This is a genomic window from Mesorhizobium sp. M0062 (genome assembly GCF_040323125.1).
GTDB lineage: Bacteria > Pseudomonadota > Alphaproteobacteria > Rhizobiales > Rhizobiaceae > Mesorhizobium.
The window spans coordinates 324,838-343,215 of record NZ_JAMYUO010000001.1 but is presented as its reverse complement, the minus strand read 5'-3'; the positions used below and the strand labels follow the sequence as shown (position 1 = coordinate 343,215).

Below are 18,378 nucleotides of genomic sequence, written 5' to 3'. Positions count from 1 at the left end.
GGAGCAGGCGAAGAAGGACCGGAGGATGAATGCGATGACGGATCTTGGGCTCTATCGCCATCTCGACCAGATGGCGCCCTGGAACGATAGGCTGCAGGTGCTGGAAGTGATCGGCGTCAGCGACGAGGCGCCCGACGTCAAGACCTTCACCTTCCGCTCCGACAACCAGACCTGGTTCCGCTACAAGCCGGGCCAGTTCCTGACGCTGGAACTGCCGACACCGGACGGGCCGCTGATGCGCACCTATACGCTGTCGTCGTCGCCATCGCGGCCGTTTTCGATCGCGGTGACGGTCAAGGCGCAGGCCGGCAGCATCGGCACGCGCTGGATGTTCGACCATCTGGTGCCCGGTTCGCATGTCAAGGCCTACGGACCGGCCGGCGACTTCTCGTTGCACAGCCACCCGGCGGCCAAATACCTGTTCATTTCCGCCGGCTCCGGCGTGACGCCGATGATGTCGATGCTGCGCTGGCTGAACGACTGCGCGCCATGGACCGATGTCGGTTTCGTCAACTGCGCGCGGCGTGCCGAAGAGATCATCTTCCGCAAGGAACTCGAACTGCTCGGCGGCCATATGCCCGGCCTGTCGCTCGGCTTCATGATCGAGGAACGTTCCAGCCGCGAGGGCTGGTACGGTCATATGGGGCGCATCGATGCGATCCGGCTGCCCTTGCTGGCTCCGGACTTCCGCGAGCGCGAAATCTTCTGCTGCGGCCCCGATCCGTTCATGCGCGCCGTGCGCGGCATGCTGGAGGCCGCCGGCTTCGATATGACGAAATACCATCAGGAGAGCTTTGCCGCGCCCGTGGTGGAGGAAATCCCGGCGCCGTTTGCTTCACCCGCTGAAGACGGTGCTGTTGCACCTGTCGAGGCTGTGACGCCGATCCGCTTCTCGCTTTCGGAGGTCGACGCCGGCTGCGTTGCCGGCCAGACCGTGCTGCAGACGGCGCGCAGCTCGGGCGTGCGGATACCCGCCGCCTGCGAGTTCGGCCTGTGCGGCACCTGCAAGGTGAAGAAGGTCTCCGGCGCTGTCGAAATGAGCCACAATGGCGGCATCCTCGACCACGAGATCGATGACGGTTTTATCCTTGCCTGCTGCTCGAAACCGTTGTCGGCGCTCGAAATCGAGGCTTGAGCCGGTCGACTTCGCCGCAACGGTCGCCGACGCAAGCGTTGTGTTCGCGGGTCTTTGTCTTGCCAAGCATAGGCCGAGTGATTTAGACGCACTTAGGAAGGGCTGGGCAGACCGTGAAACCGGCGCATCCCTTCATGGGCGCATGGAACGGGGGACAGAGCGATGCAACAGCGGGTCTACGCGGTCGCAAGCAAGGACATCGTTTTCGAATCATTCGATGGCGAAGCCGTCGTTCTCGATCTTTCGAACGGCAAGTATTTCGGCTTTTCCGATTCCGGCAGCCGGGTCTGGCAAGCTTTGTCGTCCGGCGTCGCCACTGAAGCGCTGGTCGGAGCTGCCGCGGGCGCCGCAAAAATAAGCCTGGCCGACCTCGAAAGCTTCGTTGCCCGACTGCTCGATTTAGGGTTGCTTGCGCCAGCCGAAACACCGGCACAACCGCTTTCGGGCGAGCTGTCGTCTGCGCTTGCTGCCAGCAATGAGCCGCTCAAGGTCGATGTCCATGACGACCTTGCCGATCTCATCATTGTCGACCCGATCCATGAGGTCGAGGAACCTCTCGGCTGGCCGGCGGTGAAACAGGCATAATCGTTTCCCTAAAGCGCGTCGCGTTTGAACGGACTCAGGCGACGCGGTTTAGATCTTTGATTTTATGCATGTCGTCGTCTCAAAACCGGGGCCACCCCGAGCGACATGCATCAGGCGACCCGGCGCAATTCTGGACGCTGAACAACCAACACATGCCTTTGATCACGCTGCAAACCCTGCCGGATTATGCCCGCCATGTGCTGGCGGCCGCGGAAAGCGCCGCCGCCTTCTATCCCGTTACCGCCAGCGTGCGGTTGCCGGGACTGGACCTGAGTGTCCACCTCGACCATGGCACGCTGGCGGAAGCCATGAGCCATGCCTTCATACCGGCCCCGGAAAATCCGTCTGCATCTGACGGCTGCCGCATTTTCGTCGCCCACCCGGGCATCGATGGCGTCCCCGCCCCGGCCACCTGGGGCCGAGGCGATTACAACCATCATGCCTTTGCCAACCGGCTGGAAGAGGCCGGATTGCGCGGCAGCTACTATCATGACCTCGACTTCTGGCAGTTCCATGATCCGCAACGCCATGTCGGGGCGCAGCTGATGATGTCGGCCGACGCCTTTCCGCCATGGGAACAAGGGGCGCCGCTGCGCGCCTTCCTGCATTGGGAACATGCGGCGCGCGGCATGCGGCTCACCCATGCCGGCACGCTGGGCATCGATGGCAAGGGCGTCCTGCTGGCGGGCTCCGGCGGTGCCGGCAAATCGGGAACGGTCGTCGCCGGCTTGCTCAATGGGCTCGATAGTGTCGGCGACGACTATGTGCTGATCGACCGGACCGAGGGGGTGACGGCCTATCCGCTGTTTGCCACGCTCAAGCAGGATCCGGAGGGCTTCAAGCGGCTGAAGCTGGAGGGTCGGCTAAAGTCGTACCAACCGCTGAACTGGCAAGGCAAGCATGCCTTTCGCATCGACGAGATCGCGCCTCGACCACCTCCTGCAAGTCTGGACATTATTGCTTTGATAGTGCCCCATATCAGGGGAGGTGCGAGAAGCTCGGTCATGCCCATATCGCGCAAGGATGCCATGATCGCCTTGGCCCCGTCAGGAATCGTGCAGATGCCGGGCGAGCGGGAAGCGGGCTTTCGCTTTTTCAGCGAGCTTACCCGCGATCTGCCATGCTACCGGCTGTCGCTGGGGACCGAGCCGCGCGAGATCGCCGGCACGATTGCGGATTTCGTCCTTCGGGGCGCTGCATGAAGTTGAGCATCATTGTGCCGGTGTACAATCGGGAGATCTATGTCGTTTCGACGTTGCGGTCCCTGCTCAGGCAACGCGACGATGCCGATCTCGATATCATCGTTGTCGACGACGGCTCGACGGACAGCTCCGTTGAAGCAGTCCGCGCCATCATGCGGGAAGCGTCGTGCATCCGCCTGTTCCAGCAGGCAAACCAGGGCGTGGCCAACGCGCGCAACACAGGGCTGAGGCAGTTGCTGCCGCAAACCGAACTGGTGTCGTTCCTGGATTCGGACGACGTCTCGCCGGCTGGACGATTCAAGGCTGGCCTACCCCTGTTCGCGGCCGACCCTGCGCTCGAGCTGACCTACTCGCTGATGACGCGCGTCGATCTCATGGACGACGAAGCCCTGCAGCCGGCGCCGGGCGGCGCAGGTCCTACCGTGCGCGGCGTCAGCCTTAGCGCCGGGATATTCCGCAGGGCACTCATCGACCGTACCGGTGCTTTCGACGAGGAGTTCCGGCAGGGCGAAGACGCCGACTATCTGCTGCGCATTTTCGAAACCAGCCCGAAGCACATTTTTCCCGACACCGTCGCGGTATACTACCGGCGCCACCCCGGCAATTTGACCAAGCAAAGGGATGTGGCGGTGCGCGAATATCTGCGTGTGATTCAGAAATCCTTGCGGCGGCGCAAGGCCGATCCGTCGCGGCGCCCGGTCGAGGGGCTTTTCGAGATCAAGCGCCCGGCAGAGTGGTGAAAGAATGAACAGATCACAGCCTGGAATGCGTGCTTGAAGCTGAGCGTGATCATGCCGGTCTACAACCGCGAACGCCATGTCGGCTCGGCGCTGCGCTCGCTGCTGAGGCAGCGCGATGCCGCCGATCTCGACATCATCGTTATCGATGACGGTTCGACCGACAGTTCGGTGGCGGTCGTGCGCTCGCTGATCGCGGAGGCGCCGTGCATTCGCCTTTTCCAGCAGCAGAATGCCGGGGTGACGCGGGCGCGCAACGCGGGCTTGCGGCAATTGCTGCCGCAGACCGGGCTGGTATCGTTTCTCGATTCGGACGACATTTCCCCGCCGGGCCGCTTCAAGGCGGATCTGGCCTGTTTCGACGCAGACCCCACCCTCGAGCTCACCTATTCGCGCATGACGTTGGTCGACGACATAGATGACGATACGCTGGAGCCGACAGCCGACAGCCACTCGGTGACGGTTCGCGGCATTCACCTGTCTCCCGCTATCTTCGTCCGGCGGTTGGTCGAACGCATCGGCAGCTTCGACGAGGATTTCCACCAGGCCGAGGACACCGACTATCTGCTGCGCACTTTCGAAAGCGGGCCGAAATTCACGATGCCCGACACTGTTGCGCTCTATTACCGGCGCCATCCCGGCAACATGACCAGGCAGGCCGATGTTCCTTTTCGCGAATTCATGCGCGCCGTCTACAAGTCGATGAAACGGCGCGAGGCCGACCGCTCCTTGCACCCTGTCGACGGCATCTTCGATTTCAAGGAACTTGCGAATTGGCGTTTCCTGTGATGGCCAGCTACGGCGTCGTCATTCCGGCCTTCAACGCGACCGCCACCATCGCCGAGACGCTGCGATCGGTCGCGGCCCAGACGGTCCAGCCCGACGCCATAATCGTCGTCGATGACGGCTCGACCGACGATACGGTCGCGGTGGTCAATGCGCTGGGCATGCCGGTGCAGGTGTTGCGCCAGGACAATGCCGGACCAGGCAGCGCCACCACCAGGGGCATCGCCGCGCTGGCGACGCCCTTCGTCGCCACGCTCGATGCGGACGATCTGTGGTTGCCGACCAAGATCGAAAGGCAGCTGGAGCATTTCGAGCGGTTTCCCGCGACGGCAGGAGTCTTTGCCCACTGGCGGACGTTTCGCGATGACAAGCCCGATGTGCAACAGGACGTGGCCGTGGCGGGCTGGTCGCGCACGACGATGATGATCCGCCGGGAGGTAGCCGAGGCCGTCGGTCCGATCATCGACCCGCAAGGCGGTCGCGGCGACATGGTCGACTGGATCGCCCGTGCCCGCGAGGCGGGCTTTGCGCTTGCCATGCTCGACGATGTCCTGACCTTGCGCCGCATCCGGCCCGGCAGCATGTCCTATGGACGCGACCCCGTGCGCGATCGCGGTTATGTCGAAGTCGTAAGGCTGGCCATGCAAAGGCGAGCAGCGAAAAAGGCGAGCGCCGACTGATGGCCAATGCCATGCGCCGTATCGGCCGTCGGTTTCCGGACTATGGTTGGTCATGGCCAACTGGCGGACTCGACCAGCTGCTGAAGGCCGCATTGCTGCCCGATGAAGAAGCGGCAGGGCGTTACGCGGCGCGCTGGCTCGACGAGAACGACATCGACCATGTTGCCTTCCGTGAGCATCGGCTGCTGGCCGCGATCTCCGACAAGTTCGGCCGCAAGCTCGCTGGGCATCCGGCCTATCCACGTCTTGTCGGCCTGCAAAAGATGCTGTGGACCAAATCGCGGCTGGCTGCGCGCGAGGCCGAGCCGGCGCTACAGGCCATGATCGACGCCGGCTGCGCGGTGATGCTAATCAAAGGCGCCAGCCGCATCGCCGTCAACGCGTCGGCGCAGCGGGGCCGGGTGGCGCACGACATCGACATATTGGTGCGTCCGCAGGACATGATCGCCGCCTTCGACGTGTTGACCGAGGGTGGCTGGCAAATCGCCACCGGCGTCAGCCCGCAATATCTGCGCACAAGGCTGGCGTCCCTGCGGTCGATGAATTTCTTCAAGGGCAGTTTCGGCGACATCGACCTGCACCAGTTGGCCTATGACGGATCGCAGCAGAGCACCGAAGACGATCTGGCGGTCTGGCAGCGGGCCCTGTCGGCCGAATTCAATGGCGTCCGCGTGCTTGTGCCCTCGCCTGCCGACCGCATGACGCTTGCCATCGCGCATGGCGGCCTCGATGCCCACACCCACAGCGACTGGCTGGTCGACTGTGCGGTCGCCATCGAGAGTGGCGCAGTCGACTGGGGCGTGTTCGCCGACATCATCGCCAAGCGGGGCCTCGCCGTCGCCGCGGCGGTGGCGCTCTCCTATCTCTGCCTGGAGATCGGCATTGCGGTGCCGGAGGCCGAACTTGCAAAGACGATTGAGTTGGCCGACCGCGCCGGCCTGTCGCGCTGGTCCTCGGTGCTGCAGGCCAAGCCGCGCACCGATTTCGGCGGCCTCGTTTGGCTGTCGCGCGGCTTTGCCAAGCAGTTGCGCCTCAAACGCAAAAAGGGCCGCCTGCAGCAGCCGACGCCCGCCGTCTGGCGCGGCAGGCCCACATTGCGCAAGGCAAGAGCGACGTCGGCGCCGTTTGCACTTTCCCAGACCCTGCCGCGTCCGGACAGGACTGGAGCGATGGTGCTGGACGTCACCGTCAGGATCGTCGTTCCACCAATCCGGCGCCGCATTGAGATGGAAATCAATGCCGGCGGCGGCCATGTCGCCCGCCTGCGTTCCATAGTGATCAGCCGCGCCGGCGGCGGACGTGTGCTGCGCTTTCGCGGCAAGCTAACGGTGGACGACACCGGCCGGCCTCTGGTGATCGAGGCACGGCCATCGCGCCAGTTCCGCAACTGGGACAATGAGGCCGAAGTCGCCGCCTATGGCGCGCTGCCGTTCCAATTGCTGTCGGCAAGGTTTTCACCCACCTGAGAGCGGGTGGCTGTTTCCATGAAACGGTGAACCACTGTGGCCCTCTCAGACGCCATAGCGCTCGGTGCGGATGATTTCCGCTGATATGCCGGCGTCGATCAGCGCCTGGGCAGCCGCCGAGACGAAGGCGTTCGACCCGCAGACGAAGGCGAGCGCCGGCGGCCGCGGCAGCCGCGTGAGCGCCTGCATGACCATTGCCGTGTCGATGCGCCTCGAATAGTCGGACGGGCGCCGTGCCGCCTCGCGCGTCAGCGTCAGCACCAGCTCGAACCCGTCGCCGCGGTCGCCGAGGCCGATCAGCTCGTCGCGGAAGATCACCTCGTCCCAGACCCGCACCGAAAACATCAGCGCCACCGGCACCGCCGATTTGCGCAAGGCTCGATGCCGCACCATCGCCATCAGCGGCACCACGCCGGAGCCGCCGCCGACCAGAAGCAGCGGCCCGCCATCCCCATCGGACCAGACGAAATGGCCGCCGAGCGGCCCGCGCAGTTCGATCTCGTCGCCGACCGCGGCGACGTCGTGGAAGAAGGGCGAGACTTCACCGTCGTCGAGCTTCTCGATCGCCAGCTCGATCGTGGCGCCGCTCTCCGGCGCCGAGGCGATGGAATAGGAGCGGCGCGCCTGGTAGCCGTCAGGCGCAGTCAGCCTGACATCGACATGCTGTCCGGCGCGATAGGCGAATGGCCGTGACAGCGCGAAAAAGAAACTGGTGACGCGTGGCGTGCGCTTTTCGATCCGGGTGATTTTCGCCGTCTGCCAGGGAGATTGCGGCGCTTCGCTCATGGATCGCCGCTATAGCGCTGCTCGCGCCACGGGTCGCCATAGATGTGATAGCCGCGCAATTCCCAGAAGCCCGGCTCGTCGCGCTCGGTGAACTGCAGCCCGTTCAGCCATTTGGCCGATTTCCAGAAATAGAGATGCGGCACCAGGAGCCGCGCCGGGCCGCCATGGTCGGCCGTGATCGGCTTGCCCTCATAAAGCAGCGCCACCATCGCCTTCCCCGCGGTGAGATCCTTGGCCGGCACGTTGGTGGTGTAGCCGTCATAGCCATGCGCCAGCAGGAAGCCGGTCGGCGCTTCGATGCCGGCGTCGGCAAGAATGTCGTCGACCAGCACGCCTTGCCAGGCGGTATCGAACTTGGTCCAGGCGGTAACGCAATGGATGTCGCGCGTCATCTTGGTCAAGGGCAGCGCGTTGAACTCGGCCCAGTTCCATTTCTTGATCGGGCGTGGCCCGTGCTTGAGCGTGAACGACCAGTCCTCGGTGCGCACGCGCGGCGTCGGCCCCGCCGACAGCACCGGAAAGCCCTGTTCGAGATACTGACCGGGCGGAATGCGCGCATCGGTCTCCGTCGGAGGCTTTCGACCGGAGGAAAAACCGCGAGTGACCATCGGACCGTCCGTTTTAACAGGCCATTGCCGGCCTGCCGTAATGTTCTCGAAGATGTCGCAGCGGGCAACAGGAATTTTGGCGACGCCGTGCGGCAGGCCTGTCGGTGGTCCGGCGAGCCTGCCGCATCATGCCTCAGCCGGCGGCGAAGGGTACGGCGATGAAGATTGTTGTGTCGCCCCGGTCGACCAAAAGCAGCACCGACTTCCGGCCCGATCTGCCGGCCTCGGCGATCGCCTGGTTGGCTTGCCGCGCATTCCGCACCGGCGACTGGTCGACGGCGACGATGACGTCGCCCGGCTGCAGGTCCGCATTGGCGGCTGCCTTGTCCGGATTGACGCGCTCGACCACGGCGCCACGCTGGTTCCAATCACAATGTCGTCAGCGGCCTTCGTTGCGCCTGAGATAGGCTGTGGCGATCTCGCGCATCCGGTTGCCGTCGAAGCTCGGCCCATGGCCGCCATGGCCGAGGCGAACAGGCAGGTCAAGGAGCCGCTGCATGGTACGGCGATAATCAGGCCGGGAGGAATCCGGCAGGTCGTCGATCAGCGTGGAATCGTAGATGGCGTCGCCGGCAAAGAACAGGCCGTCCGCCTCGTCGAACAAAGCGATCGAATCCGGCGAATGTCCGGGCAGATGCAGGACGCGGAACTGCCGGTCGCCGAGGTCGACGATGTCGCCCTCGTCCAGCGTGCGCGTCAGCGGCGCCGGCGGGATCTTGTAGTCGGCCGCCGTCCAGCCCGGCGCCGGCAATTTCGAAACGGCGCCGTCGAGATTGCAAAACATGTAGGCGTAGGTCACTGCCTCATTCATGGTCTCGAAATGCTCGGCACTGTGCCGCGGCCCGGCGCGCAGCGGAAACTCGTGCAGCGAGCCGACATGGTCGAGATGGATGTGGGTGGCGACAACAATGAGCGGCTTGCCCTCGGGCGTGTCGATCTCAGGCGCCAGCGGGCAGATGCCCATGCCGGTGTCGACCAGCAGGTCGGCGTCGCGTCCCCTGAAATGCCAGATGTTGGCGCGCACGAAATCATGCACGAACGGCTCGGTCAGCATCGTCGTGCGGTCGTCGATGATCGTCTTGCCGAACCAGTCGCCGACAACGCGCTCGCCACCAAAACGGGTGCCGCCAAAACGGCCGCCCATCAGACGAAGGGCTTTCCCACCTTGTATTTTTCCGGCACCAGCCGCTTCAGGTAAGCCATGCCCGCTTCCGACAGCTGGTTGACATCGGGCTTCATGAAATCGTCGGGCATATGGCGCGTCTTGCCGGCGACGTTCTTCAGCGGCACCTTCTTCAGCACGGTTTTCGTGCCGTCATATTGCAGCGCCACCGAGCCACCGCCTTCGCCGGCAACGGCAACCGCGAAGGCGCCGGCGCCGAAAGCCTCCCGCGCGTCGACGGCGCTGATCGCGCCGACATAGCCGCGCGGCATGTAGCCAAGCGCATCGACGCGGGCGCGCTTGCCCGGCAGGCCTTCGGCGAGCGCACGTTCCAGAGCTGACGGCAGGTCGCTGCCCGACAGTTTGACGTTGCCATGCGCGTCGCGCTCGAGCTTGTCCGGCGGCACCAGGCTTTCGACCAGCGCCTTGCCGTCGGCGGTGCTGACTCCTTCGGAGACGGCGACGATGCAACGCTTGTGGCGGTCGAGCGTGGCGCGCACGTCGTCGATGAAACCGGCGGCGGAGAACGGCCGTTCCGGCACGTAGACCAGATGCGGGCCGCTGTCGGGATCGAGCTGCCAGGCTGCAGCCGCCGCGGTGAGGAAGCCGGCATGCCGACCCATTACGATGCCGACATAGATGCCGGGCAATGCGCGGAAATCGAGATCGACGGACAGGAAGGCGCCGGCGACGAATTCGGCCGCCGAGATGAAGCCCGGCGTGTGGTCGTTTTCCTCGAGGTCGTTGTCGATGGTTTTTGGCGCATGGACGAAAGCAATGCTGCCGCCGGCGGCGTCGGTCAGAATCTGCTGCGTGCCCGACGTGTCGTTGCCACCGATGTAGATGAAAGCGTCGGCGCCGGCCTTCTTCAACCCGTTGAGGATGACTTCGCAATAGGCAGCGTCGGGCTTGTCGCGTGTCGAGCCGAGCGCGGCACTCGGCGTGCCGGCGATCAGCCGCAGCCGGTCCTCTGGGATGGCGGAGAGGTCGACATAGTTGCCGTCACGAATGCCGCGCACGCCGTGGAGCGAGCCCAGCACCTTGGCGCCGGGATGGCGCTTGCGGACTTCCAGCGTGGCCCCGACAACCGTCTGGTTGATGACGGCGGTCGGGCCGCCGCCCTGTGCGATGACAAACGTTCCAGCCATGCTCGATCTCTCCCGGCGCTGTGGTTTTCAAGGCACCTTGGCCTAGCTTGCCGCATCGCGCAACGGGAGTTTCCAGCGGCGCCAAACCGCCGCACAGGATCAGACGACCACGACCGGGTTCTTCTTGGAAACGCGGCTGTAGAGGTCGATGATATCCTGGTTGATCAGGCGCACGCAGCCCGACGACATCGCCTGGCCAATGCTCGCCCATTCCGGCGAACCGTGTATGCGGTAGCCGGTGTCCTTGCCGTCCTGGTAGATGTAGAGGGCGCGTGCGCCGAGCGGGTTGGTGAGGCCACCGGGCTGGCCGTTTTGCCATTTCACCAGTTCCGGCTTGCGCTGGATCATCTCCGGCGGCGGCGTCCAGGTCGGCCATTCCTTGCCGTACTGGATGTTGGCGCGGCCGGACCAGCGGAAGCCGTCCTTGCCGATGCCGACGCCGTAGCGAATGGCGTCGCCGCCCTCCTGCACCAGATAGAGCTTTCGCTCCTGCAGATGGACGACAATGGTGCCGGGCGCCTCGCCGGTCTCGTTGACGACGATCTGGCGGCGGAACTCCGGCTTGACCTTCTGATAGGGCACAGCCGGCACTTCGAAGCCGCCATCGTTGAGTGAGGCGTACATGACATCGGGGCCGGTGATGTTCTTGTCGACGCTGATCGCCGGACGGATCGGCCGCACCGAGCCGGTGACCGTGTCATCCAGCTGGAATTGCGGCAGCTCGAGCGTCGAAGTGCTGCAGCCGGCCATGCCGAGCAGCGTCATGGCGCCGGCCCCTGACAGGACGAAGCGGCGGGAATAGAGATGTTCGGTCTCGTTTGCGTCGCCATTTGCTGGCGGCGTCACATTCTGCGGCAACTCACGCATACCCAAACCCTACGCTGTCGGCGGGAAACACGGTCCGGCCGGATAGCAGGCAGTTTCGCCAAACATGGTTGAAAAAGGGTGAAGGCCCAACGACCGGTCTTAAGCCTGTGCCACCAATAGCGGCAGCGGTCGGGCGAAATGGTCCGCCGTGCATTTTTGGGAGAGGGCTCTTTACATTCCACCGCACACGAGGATTTATCCTTTTCTTTGCGCTCAAGGAGACAAAGATGTCGTTCGAAAACTGGGCCGCCTTCGCCGCCGCCTCCGCCGTGCTGCTCATCATTCCGGGCCCGACCATTCTTCTGGTCGTGTCCTATGCGCTGGGCCAGGGCTGGCGCACCGCCTTGCCGATGGCTGTCGGCGTGGCGCTGGGCGACTTCACCGCCATGACCCTGTCGATGCTGGGCATCGGCGCGCTGCTGGCCGCGTCGGCGACCGTGTTCACCATTCTGAAGCTGATCGGCGCCTGCTATCTGATCTATCTCGGGGTAAAACTGTTTCGCGCCGGCGGCGCGCTCAAAGCCGAACCACGCACAGATGCCGTCTCGGCCGCCAAGATGATGGCGCACGCCTGGCTGGTCACCGCACTCAACCCGAAGAGCATCACCTTCTTCGTCGCTTTCCTGCCGCAGTTCCTCAACCGGGAAGCCGATTTCTGGACACAGATGCTGATCTTCGAAGCGACCTTCCTGGCGCTCGCCTTCGCCAATGCCTTCGGCTACGCGCTGATTGCGGCGCGCGCCCGCAACGTCGTACGCAACCGCAAGGCGATCCGCATCTTCAACCGCACCGGCGGCACGCTGCTGGTCGGCGCCGGGATCGCCACGGTGGCGATGCGCTCGGGCAATTAGGAACTGCGGAGCATCAGGGCCGATATGGCAGTAAGAGATCCATTCGGCCTAATGTTTTCGGGCGCGACCGAGGCCGGGTTTTCACCCTACAGCCAGGCCGTTCATGAATTGCAATGCTTCGTCGGCGACCCGGTCGGCTCCGTTGACCGCGCCATATCGGCGGATCCCGGTTTCGTCATGGCGCGTGTCTTCAAGGGGTATCTGTTCGGCCTCGCCACCGAACGCGAGGCAACGGCGGTCGCCCAGGCATGCCATGCCGCGGCACTGCCGCTTGCCGCGACGCCGCGCGAACAGGCGCATGTGGCGGCCCTTGGCCATCTTGCCGAGGGACGCTGGCATGACGCCGCACGTGTTCTCGAGGATATCGCCATCGACAACCCGCTCGATGCGGTGGCGCTGCAGGTCGGCCACCAGATCGACTTCTTCACCGGCAATGCCCGCATGCTGCGCGACCGTATCGGCCGCGCGCTGCCGTCCTGGCAGAGCAGCATGCCAGGTTATCACGCCATTCTCGGTATGCAGGCCTTCGGGCTGGAGGAGATGGGCGATTATGTCAGGGCCGAAAGCTTTGGCCGGCAGGCGATCGAGATCGAGCCGCGCGACGGCTGGGCGCAGCACGCGGTCGCCCATGTCATGGAGATGCAGAGCCGGCAACGGGACGGCATTGCCTGGATGCGCGCCAACCCCGAGGCGTGGACCAAAGAAAGCTTCCTGCAGGTGCATAATTGGTGGCATCTGGCGCTGTTCCACTACGATCTCGGCGAGACCGACGAGGTGCTCAAGCTCTATGACGGGCCGATCTATGGCGAGCGTTCGACGCTGGCGCTGAACATGGTCGACGCCTCTGCGATCCTATGGCGGCTTTATCTCGGCGGTGTCGATGTCGGCGACCGCTGGGCAGCGCTCGCTGCCAACTGGGCGCCGAAGGCTGGAGCCGGCAATTACGCCTTCAACGATGCGCATGCGATGATGGCATTCGTCGGCGCCGGTCTCGAAGCGCCGGTCAACATCTTGCTCGAAGCCCAGCACGAGGCGATGCGCGGCAGCGACGACAACGCCGCCTTCACCCGGGATGTCGGCCAGCCACTGACGGAAGGCATCAAGGCATTCGGCGAGGGCAATTACAGCGAAGCGGTGCGCCTGATCCGACCGATCCGCGCCATTGCCCATCGCTTTGGCGGCAGCCACGCCCAGCGCGATGTGATTGATCTCACGCTGATCGAGGCGGCGTTGCGCGCCGGCGACACGGCGCTTGCCTGGGCGTTGACGGCCCAGCGCGCACTGGTCCGGCCGGACAGTCCGCTGTCGGCGCTGTTTTCGCAACGCGCCGCCAATTTGTCAGAGAATTGACCCGCGGCGGATCTTGTTTTAAAAACTGGCGAGCCAGATTTTTTCGAGACCCGAAAAAATTAATGGCAATGGGAGGAATGCATGTATCTCGGCCTCGATCTCGGCACGTCGGGCGTCAAGGCGCTGTTGATCGATGCCGGGCAGAAGATCATCGGCTCCGGCCATGCTTCGCTTGACGTATCGCGGCCGCATCCCGGCTGGTCCGAACAAAACCCCGCCGACTGGATCCGCGCCTGCGAGACCGCCATTGCCAAGCTGAAAGCCTCGCACCCGAAAGAGCTTGCCGCGGTCAAGGGCATCGGCCTTTCCGGCCATATGCATGGCGCCACCTTGCTCGATGCCGGCGACCAGGTGCTGCGCCCCTGCATCCTGTGGAACGACACGCGCAGCCACGCGGAGGCCGCCGCGCTCGATGCCGACCCGCACTTTCGCCAACTCACCGGCAACATCGTCTTCCCCGGTTTCACGGCGCCGAAACTCGCCTGGGTGAAGAACAACGAGCCCGCGGTTTTCGCCAAGGTTGCAAAAGTGCTTTTGCCGAAGGATTACCTTCGGTTCTGGCTGACCGGCGAGCATATCTCAGAAATGTCGGACTCCGCCGGCACCTCCTGGCTAGATGTCGGCAAACGGCGCTGGTCCCCCGAATTGCTTGCGGCGACATCGCTCGACGAAAGGCAGATGCCGTCGCTGGTCGAAGGCACGGAGAAGGCCGGAGCCTTGCGCGCCGAACTGGCCGCCAACTGGGGCATAGCATCAGGCGTCCCGGTGGCCGGTGGCGCGGGCGACAATGCGGCTTCAGCCTGCGGCATGGGCACGGTCGGCGCCGGCCACGCTTTTGTGTCGCTGGGCACATCTGGCGTGCTGTTTGCTGCCAACGCTTCCTACCTGCCCAATCCGGCAAGCGCGGTGCACACCTTCTGCCATGCCCTGCCCAACACCTGGCACCAGATGGGGGTCATCCTGTCTGCGACCGATTCGCTGAACTGGCTGTCGGAGATTTCAGGCAAGAAGGCCGGCGAATTGACCGCCGAACTTGGCGATGTGCTGAAAGCGCCGAGCGGGGTGTCGTTCCTGCCCTATCTCTCGGGCGAGCGCACGCCGCACAATGATTCCGCCATTCGTGGGTCCTTCACCGGACTGGCGCATGAGTCGAGCCGCGCGGTGCTGACGCAGGCCGTGCTTGAAGGCGTCGCCTTCGCCTTCCGCGACAGTCTCGAAGCCTTGAAGACCGCCGGCACGGATTTGACGCGGGTGACGGCAATCGGCGGCGGCTCGCGCTCGCGCTACTGGCTGAAGGCGATCGCTACGGCGCTGCAGGTGCCCGTGGACATTCCGGCCGACGGCGATTTCGGTGCTGCCTTTGGCGCCGCCCGGCTCGGGCTGATTGCGGCGACAGGGGCTGATCCGCTGGCGGTGTGCACGGCGCCGAGGACGGATGCGACGATCGAACCGGATGTCCCGCTTGGCGGGGCGTATGCCGATGCCTATCAGCGCTACCGGGCGCTGTATCCGGCGATCAAGGGCGCCATGGCGTGAGTGAGCGCGGGGCACCCGGCAATCACATGAGGGAGCGCGAGGCACCCCCCTCTGCCCTGCCGGGCATCTCCCCCTCAAGGGGGGAGATTGGCAGCTTGCGCGCCGACTCTTTTCTTTCGGCGTTATTGGTTGGCGAAGGTCCGCGTGACTATCAATCTCCCCCCTTGCGGGGGAGATGCCCGGCAGGGCAGAGGGGGGTGTCTCGCGCCACCCTTAATCGATCACTGCGCCGGCACCTTGTCCAGAAACCCGGTGACGCTCTTCAGGCGCCCATTTTCGATAACACCGATATCGGTGCCTTCGATAACCGACGGCACGCCTTCCGGCCCAAGATTCCACGAGAAGCGGATGCGGTCGCCAAACCCGTCCGGCGTACCCTTCAGCGAGAACCGGAAGCCGGCGAAGCGCTGCTGTACGCCGTCGATCAGCCCAGCAACGCCGGCGTGGCCGTCGCCCTGCATGAGCGGATCGCGGTAGCTGACGTCTTCGGTGAAGGTGGCCTTGAGCAGTTCGGCGCGGCGATCCGCATCGGCCTCGTTCCAGGCGGTGATGTAGTTCTGGGCGATCGTGTTGAGGTCGGTCATGGTCTGTCTCCTTCGTTGAGTGGCTTTGACACGAGCCTTTTCACCCCGAGCGAGAGCGAAACCAATTACGCCTGAGGTAATCAGGCGCGATTATTCGGAGAGGACAAAAAAGATGAGCAGCGGATTTTTCGGCGACATCAAAGCGATCAAGTATGAGGGGCCGGATTCGACCAATCCGCTGGCCTACCGCTTCTACAATCCCGACGAGGTGGTGGCCGGCAAACGGCTGGAAGACCATCTGCGCTTCGCCGTCGCCTACTGGCATTCTTTCGCCTGGCCGGGCGGCGATCCCTTTGGCGGCCAGACCTTCGACCGGCCCTGGTTTCCCAAGGCTGGCGGCGTCGACACGATGGAACTGGCCAAGCTGAAAGCCGACGTCGCCTTCGAGATGTTCTCGCTGCTCGGCGCGCCCTATTTCTGCTTCCACGACGCCGACGTGCGGCCGGAAGGCAAGGATTTCTCCGAAAGTGCCGCGCGGCTCGACGAGATCGCCGACTATTTTGCCGCCAAGATGAAGAAGACCGGCGTCAAACTGCTCTGGGGCACGGCCAACCTGTTCTCCAACCGCCGCTTCATGTCGGGCGCCGCCACCAATCCCGATCCGGATGTCTTCGCCTATGCGGCGGCGACGGTGAAAAGCTGCATCGACGTCACGAAGCGGCTGAAGGGCGAGAATTATGTACTGTGGGGCGGGCGCGAGGGCTATGAAACGCTGCTCAACACTGATCTTGCCCGCGAGCAGGAGCAGGCCGGGCGCTTCCTCAGTCTCGTCGTCGACTACAAGCACAAGATCGGCTTCAAAGGCACGATCCTGATCGAGCCGAAGCCGCAGGAGCCGACCAAGCATCAGTACGACTACGACGTTGCCACGGTCTACGGCTTCCTCAAGCGCTTCGGGCTGGAGAAGGAAGTGAAGCTGAACATCGAGCAGGGCCACGCGATTCTTGCCGGCCATTCCTTCGAGCACGAGCTGGCGCTGGCCAAGGCGCTCGGCGTCTTCGGCTCGATCGACATGAACCGCAACGACTACCAGTCGGGCTGGGACACCGACCAGTTCCCCAACAATGTGCCGGAGATGGCGCTGGCCTATTACCAGGTGTTGCAGGCCGGCGGCTTCAAGACCGGCGGCACCAATTTCGACGCCAAGCTGCGCCGCCAGTCGCTCGACCCGCAGGACCTGCTGATCGGCCATATCGGCGGCATGGATTCCTGCGCACGAGGTCTCAAGGCAGCCGCCAAGATGGTCGAGGACAAGGCGCTGTCGGGTCCGCTGGCCGAGCGCTATGCCGGTTGGAACACGGCCGAGGGCAAGGCGATGCTGTCGGGCAAGCGCTCGCTGGAAGACATCGCCGAGCGCGTGGTGAAGAAGAAGATCGAGCCGCAGCCACGCTCCGGCCGCCAGGAGTTGCTGGAAAACATCGTCAACCGCTACGTCTGAGGGCGGAAAGCCGATTCGTTGTGCTCAAGGGTGGCTGGATAACATTCCGGCCGCCCGGAATGGGGTTTGCGCAAGACCCTATCCGACGACAAGGGTTTGCCCTTTGGCGCCCCTCAATGACCTCGCTCTTGCCTTCAAACTGCCGTCACGTATCTCGTATAAGGATGCGGTTGTGGCGGGTGAAAAGGAAGGAGGCGAACCGATATGCAGCATGAACGCGAAATCGACGCCCTGCTCTCATCCGGCGAGACCGGATCGATCATCGACCGGCTGATGGCGCTGCCGCGGCCGACCGACAGCGTGAAAAACGAATGGGATCGTGCTGTCAGCAGCCGATTTGAAGTCCGTCTGGCGAGGCAGATGCGCTCGCAGATGGACGCCGGCAGCGATCGACAGAACGCAGCCTGATCTCCCTTTGTCCGTGCATGTCGTAATCCCAAAACCGCGACACACTTTTGGGCGACATGCATCAACCTCGGCGCAGCCTGACCGGGGCTTCGCCGAACGCTCTTGAAAACGCTCTGGAAAATGCCGCGGCGGACGAGAACCCCGTCCGCCCGGCAATATCCGCCATGGCGATCCGCGTGTCGACCACCAGCCGCCGCGCCGCGCCCAGCCGCAGCCTGAGATAATATGCGCCCGGCGTCTCGCCGATCGACTTGCGAAAAATGCTCTCCAATGTCCGCGCCGTCACCCCGGCGCGTTTTGCCACCGCGTCGATGGTCAGCGGCTGGTCGACATGCGATTCCATCAGCCGGATAGCCTGCGCCAGACGCGGGTCGTAGCCGTCGAGCCGGCCGAGCGAGACCAGCGGCTGCGCGTCGGTCGCGGCGCGCGCCTGGTCGTAGATGAAGACGCTGGCGACATCGAGCGCGACGGCCATGCCGAGCCGGGTGCGGATCAGATGCAGCATCAGGTCGAAGGTCGGCGACGCCCCGCCCGAGGTGAACACCGGTCCGTCGATGACGTAGCGGTCCGGACGCACGTCGACGCCGGGAAAGGCGGAGGAAAAATCCTCCATGTCTTCCCAATGGGTGGTGGCGCTGCGGCCTTCGAGGAGGCCGGCGCGCGCCACCAGCCATGTGCCGGCCTCGACGCCGCCGCAGGCGCGAGCCGCGCGGGCCGCTCGCCGTAATCCGGAAAGCAGAGCCGATGTCGCGTAATTCTGGGTGCCGAAGCCGGCGACGACGACAAGCACATCGGTCGGCTCGGCCGCATCGAAGCGGCCCCTGACCGCCACCGGCAGGCCGCATGTGGTGACCGGCGCCTCGCCGGTGACCGAGACCAGTTTGAAATCGAACAGCGTCTCGCCTGAGATGCGGTTGGCGGCGCGCAGCGGGTCGACGGTCGACGCCACGCACATGATGGACGAGCCTGAAAACACCAGCAGCGTCACCTTGAGCGGCGATCGCTCAGCGCGAAAGATGGTCGGTTTTTCGCTTTTGATCACGAGAGCT

19 protein-coding genes and 1 pseudogene are annotated in these 18,378 nt (G+C 64.3%); 12 read left to right on the top strand and 8 right to left on the bottom strand.

Going from position 1 to position 18,378, the window contains the following annotated elements; genetic code table 11:
* The first annotated feature begins 34 nt into the window (after positions 1-34).
* The 7 genes from NKJ64_RS01570 (at position 35) to NKJ64_RS01540 (ending at position 6,591) form a co-directional block, all read left to right on the top strand.
* A complete protein-coding gene (locus NKJ64_RS01570) occupies positions 35-1,135 on the top strand; it encodes an FAD-binding oxidoreductase (RefSeq protein WP_352461854.1) in 1,101 nt (366 codons plus the stop codon).
* A 162-nt stretch (positions 1,136-1,297) separates the two neighbouring features.
* Positions 1,298-1,720: a PqqD family protein gene (locus NKJ64_RS01565; RefSeq protein ID WP_023711306.1), complete on the top strand. Its 423-nt coding sequence runs from the start codon at positions 1,298-1,300 to the stop codon at positions 1,718-1,720.
* Between the two features lie 152 nt (positions 1,721-1,872).
* Positions 1,873-2,922 carry a serine kinase gene (locus tag NKJ64_RS01560; protein ID WP_352461853.1) on the top strand — a complete coding sequence of 350 codons (1,050 nt, stop codon included), beginning with the start codon at positions 1,873-1,875 and terminating at the stop codon, positions 2,920-2,922.
* Positions 2,919-3,662 carry a glycosyltransferase family 2 protein gene (locus NKJ64_RS01555; protein ID WP_023725908.1) on the top strand — a complete coding sequence of 248 codons (744 nt, stop codon included), beginning with the start codon at positions 2,919-2,921 and terminating at the stop codon, positions 3,660-3,662. Before NKJ64_RS01560 ends, NKJ64_RS01555 begins: the two co-directional genes overlap by 4 nt.
* Before the next feature lie 33 nt (positions 3,663-3,695).
* Positions 3,696-4,448: a glycosyltransferase family 2 protein gene (locus NKJ64_RS01550; protein ID WP_023684291.1), complete on the top strand. Its 753-nt coding sequence runs from the start codon at positions 3,696-3,698 to the stop codon at positions 4,446-4,448.
* A complete protein-coding gene (locus NKJ64_RS01545; RefSeq protein ID WP_352461852.1) occupies positions 4,433-5,125 on the top strand; it encodes a glycosyltransferase family 2 protein in 693 nt (230 codons plus the stop codon). The genes NKJ64_RS01550 and NKJ64_RS01545 overlap by 16 nt, the downstream gene beginning before the upstream one ends.
* Positions 5,125-6,591: a nucleotidyltransferase family protein gene (locus NKJ64_RS01540; protein WP_352461851.1), complete on the top strand. Its 1,467-nt coding sequence runs from the start codon at positions 5,125-5,127 to the stop codon at positions 6,589-6,591. The genes NKJ64_RS01545 and NKJ64_RS01540 overlap by 1 nt, the downstream gene beginning before the upstream one ends.
* Positions 6,592-6,636: 45 nt before the next feature.
* Here the strand turns inward: NKJ64_RS01540 and NKJ64_RS01535 are convergent, their stop codons facing one another.
* From NKJ64_RS01535 to NKJ64_RS01510, 6 genes and pseudogenes are all read right to left on the bottom strand, one after another.
* A complete protein-coding gene (locus NKJ64_RS01535; RefSeq protein ID WP_027049234.1) occupies positions 6,637-7,377 on the bottom strand; it encodes an FAD-binding oxidoreductase in 741 nt (246 codons plus the stop codon).
* Positions 7,374-7,985, bottom strand: a complete 612-nt coding sequence (locus NKJ64_RS01530; RefSeq protein WP_023684287.1) for a sulfite oxidase-like oxidoreductase — start codon at positions 7,983-7,985, stop codon at positions 7,374-7,376. Before NKJ64_RS01530 ends, NKJ64_RS01535 begins: the two co-directional genes overlap by 4 nt.
* A 133-nt stretch (positions 7,986-8,118) precedes the next feature.
* Positions 8,119-8,340 (bottom strand): annotated as a pseudogene (locus NKJ64_RS01525) (PDZ domain-containing protein); the annotation flags it as partial.
* Between the two features lie 24 nt (positions 8,341-8,364).
* Entirely contained in the window at positions 8,365-9,129 is a 765-nt protein-coding gene (locus NKJ64_RS01520) for an MBL fold metallo-hydrolase (protein WP_352461850.1), read from the bottom strand.
* On the bottom strand, positions 9,129-10,295 hold the full coding sequence (locus tag NKJ64_RS01515) for a diphosphate--fructose-6-phosphate 1-phosphotransferase (protein WP_352461849.1): 1,167 nt from the start codon (positions 10,293-10,295) through the stop codon (positions 9,129-9,131). The genes NKJ64_RS01520 and NKJ64_RS01515 overlap by 1 nt, the downstream gene beginning before the upstream one ends.
* Before the next feature lie 99 nt (positions 10,296-10,394).
* A complete protein-coding gene (locus NKJ64_RS01510) occupies positions 10,395-11,162 on the bottom strand; it encodes a L,D-transpeptidase (protein WP_023738051.1) in 768 nt (255 codons plus the stop codon).
* 227 nt (positions 11,163-11,389) lie between these two features.
* Here NKJ64_RS01510 and NKJ64_RS01505 point away from each other — a divergent pair, with 227 nt between their 5' ends.
* The 3 genes from NKJ64_RS01505 (at position 11,390) to xylB (ending at position 14,899) form a co-directional block, all read left to right on the top strand.
* The gene (locus NKJ64_RS01505) at positions 11,390-12,013 is read left to right on the top strand and encodes a LysE family translocator (RefSeq protein ID WP_352461847.1); all 624 of its coding nucleotides are present in this window, start codon (positions 11,390-11,392) and stop codon (positions 12,011-12,013) included.
* A 24-nt stretch (positions 12,014-12,037) separates the two neighbouring features.
* On the top strand, positions 12,038-13,363 hold the full coding sequence (locus NKJ64_RS01500) for a tetratricopeptide repeat protein (RefSeq protein WP_352461846.1): 1,326 nt from the start codon (positions 12,038-12,040) through the stop codon (positions 13,361-13,363).
* Positions 13,364-13,444: 81 nt separating this feature from the next.
* A complete protein-coding gene (gene xylB, locus NKJ64_RS01495) occupies positions 13,445-14,899 on the top strand; it encodes a xylulokinase (protein ID WP_352461845.1) in 1,455 nt (484 codons plus the stop codon).
* A 221-nt stretch (positions 14,900-15,120) separates the two neighbouring features.
* Here xylB and NKJ64_RS01490 read toward each other — a convergent pair whose 3' ends face one another.
* Positions 15,121-15,483, bottom strand: coding sequence for a nuclear transport factor 2 family protein (locus tag NKJ64_RS01490; RefSeq protein WP_023689938.1), 363 nt, complete (start codon positions 15,481-15,483; stop codon positions 15,121-15,123).
* Between the two features lie 112 nt (positions 15,484-15,595).
* Here NKJ64_RS01490 and xylA point away from each other — a divergent pair, with 112 nt between their 5' ends.
* Positions 15,596-16,921, top strand: a complete 1,326-nt coding sequence (gene xylA, locus NKJ64_RS01485) for a xylose isomerase (protein WP_352461844.1) — start codon at positions 15,596-15,598, stop codon at positions 16,919-16,921.
* Positions 16,922-17,125: 204 nt separating this feature from the next.
* Positions 17,126-17,329, top strand: coding sequence for a hypothetical protein (locus NKJ64_RS01480; protein WP_023668865.1), 204 nt, complete (start codon positions 17,126-17,128; stop codon positions 17,327-17,329).
* Positions 17,330-17,390: 61 nt separating this feature from the next.
* On the opposite strand, the gene NKJ64_RS01475 is transcribed toward NKJ64_RS01480, so the two are convergent.
* A complete protein-coding gene (locus NKJ64_RS01475) occupies positions 17,391-18,371 on the bottom strand; it encodes a GlxA family transcriptional regulator (protein ID WP_023668864.1) in 981 nt (326 codons plus the stop codon).
* Between the last annotated feature and the right edge of the window lie 7 nt (positions 18,372-18,378).

Bases quoted from the DNA above. Each gene is read 5' to 3' on its own strand.
- xylA (WP_352461844.1), top strand. From the start codon at position 15,596: ATGAGCAGCGGATTTTTCGGCGACATCAAAGCGATCAAGTATGAGGGG.
- NKJ64_RS01540 (WP_352461851.1), top strand. From the start codon at position 5,125: ATGGCCAATGCCATGCGCCGTATCGGCCGTCGGTTTCCGGACTATGGT.
- NKJ64_RS01480 (WP_023668865.1), top strand. From the start codon at position 17,126: ATGCAGCATGAACGCGAAATCGACGCCCTGCTCTCATCCGGCGAGACC.
- NKJ64_RS01500 (WP_352461846.1), top strand. From the start codon at position 12,038: ATGGCAGTAAGAGATCCATTCGGCCTAATGTTTTCGGGCGCGACCGAG.
- NKJ64_RS01560 (WP_352461853.1), top strand. From the start codon at position 1,873: ATGCCTTTGATCACGCTGCAAACCCTGCCGGATTATGCCCGCCATGTG.
- NKJ64_RS01515 (WP_352461849.1), bottom strand. From the start codon at position 10,295: ATGGCTGGAACGTTTGTCATCGCACAGGGCGGCGGCCCGACCGCCGTC.
- NKJ64_RS01530 (WP_023684287.1), bottom strand. From the start codon at position 7,985: ATGGTCACTCGCGGTTTTTCCTCCGGTCGAAAGCCTCCGACGGAGACC.
- NKJ64_RS01570 (WP_352461854.1), top strand. From the start codon at position 35: ATGACGGATCTTGGGCTCTATCGCCATCTCGACCAGATGGCGCCCTGG.
- NKJ64_RS01535 (WP_027049234.1), bottom strand. From the start codon at position 7,377: ATGAGCGAAGCGCCGCAATCTCCCTGGCAGACGGCGAAAATCACCCGG.
- NKJ64_RS01555 (WP_023725908.1), top strand. From the start codon at position 2,919: ATGAAGTTGAGCATCATTGTGCCGGTGTACAATCGGGAGATCTATGTC.
- NKJ64_RS01505 (WP_352461847.1), top strand. From the start codon at position 11,390: ATGTCGTTCGAAAACTGGGCCGCCTTCGCCGCCGCCTCCGCCGTGCTG.
- NKJ64_RS01520 (WP_352461850.1), bottom strand. From the start codon at position 9,129: ATGGGCGGCCGTTTTGGCGGCACCCGTTTTGGTGGCGAGCGCGTTGTC.
- NKJ64_RS01510 (WP_023738051.1), bottom strand. From the start codon at position 11,162: ATGCGTGAGTTGCCGCAGAATGTGACGCCGCCAGCAAATGGCGACGCA.
- NKJ64_RS01490 (WP_023689938.1), bottom strand. From the start codon at position 15,483: ATGACCGACCTCAACACGATCGCCCAGAACTACATCACCGCCTGGAAC.
- xylB (WP_352461845.1), top strand. From the start codon at position 13,445: ATGTATCTCGGCCTCGATCTCGGCACGTCGGGCGTCAAGGCGCTGTTG.
- NKJ64_RS01565 (WP_023711306.1), top strand. From the start codon at position 1,298: ATGCAACAGCGGGTCTACGCGGTCGCAAGCAAGGACATCGTTTTCGAA.